General features: G+C 47.5%; 2 rRNA genes. Both read right to left on the reverse strand.

Features of this window, described 5'->3' with window-relative positions:
- Positions 1 to 327, reverse strand: a 23S ribosomal RNA gene (locus PY093_RS21260); the annotation flags it as partial.
- Between the two features lie 400 nt (positions 328 to 727).
- A 16S ribosomal RNA gene (locus tag PY093_RS21265) occupies positions 728 to 1,004 on the reverse strand; the annotation flags it as partial.

Genomic DNA, 1,004 nt, shown 5'->3' on the forward strand with positions numbered 1-1,004 from the left:
TTGTAACTCTGACATAGAGTGTCCTACAACCCCAAGAGGCAAGCCTCTTGGTTTGGGCTATATTCCGTTTCGCTCGCCGCTACTTGGGAAATCGCATTTGCTTTCTCTTCCTCCGGGTACTTAGATGTTTCAGTTCCCCGGGTATGCCTTCATATACCCTATGTATTCAGGTATCGATACTACTCCATTACGAGCAGTGGGTTTCCCCATTCGGAAATCTTCGGATCAGTGCTTACTTACAGCTCCCCGAAGCATATCGGTGTTAGTCCCGTCCTTCATCGGCTCCTAGTGCCAAGGCATTCACCGTGCGCCCTTTCTAACTTAACCGTTCGGCGTATGATAAGCTTCGAATCTCTTCGTCAGTTTTGTTCCTACGGTACTCACGTAGATAAACCCTACGCTCCGTTCCTTCAGAACTTCACTTCCTCGACCTTCTCGCTTCTCATTCACCTCAAGTTATAAAGTCTAATAAAGAACTTTACAGTTTTCTTACATTGAATGTCTTGTTACGTTATCTAGTTTTCAAAGAACAAAGCTCCTGAGTTCAATCACAACGTGATTAATCATCAGTGAGTCTCTTCTTGCAGCTTTGCGCTGAGGAATTAATCATCGTGGATTAATCTTGCAGACGCAAGCGCAAATACTTTTTTGAGAGTTAGTTCTCTCAAAACTGACCACAACACAGCGGCGTCTTTTTATGAAGTACTGCGTACTTCAGTTTCCTTAGAAAGGAGGTGATCCAGCCGCACCTTCCGATACGGCTACCTTGTTACGACTTCACCCCAATCATCTGTCCCACCTTAGGCGGCTGGCTCCTTGCGGTTACCCCACCGACTTCGGGTGTTACAAACTCTCGTGGTGTGACGGGCGGTGTGTACAAGGCCCGGGAACGTATTCACCGCGGCATGCTGATCCGCGATTACTAGCGATTCCAGCTTCATGCAGGCGAGTTGCAGCCTGCAATCCGAACTGAGAATGGTTTTATGGGATTCGCTTAACCTCGC

The organism is Cytobacillus sp. S13-E01 (assembly GCF_029193815.1).
Lineage (GTDB): Bacteria > Bacillota > Bacilli > Bacillales > Bacillaceae_L > Bacillus_BV.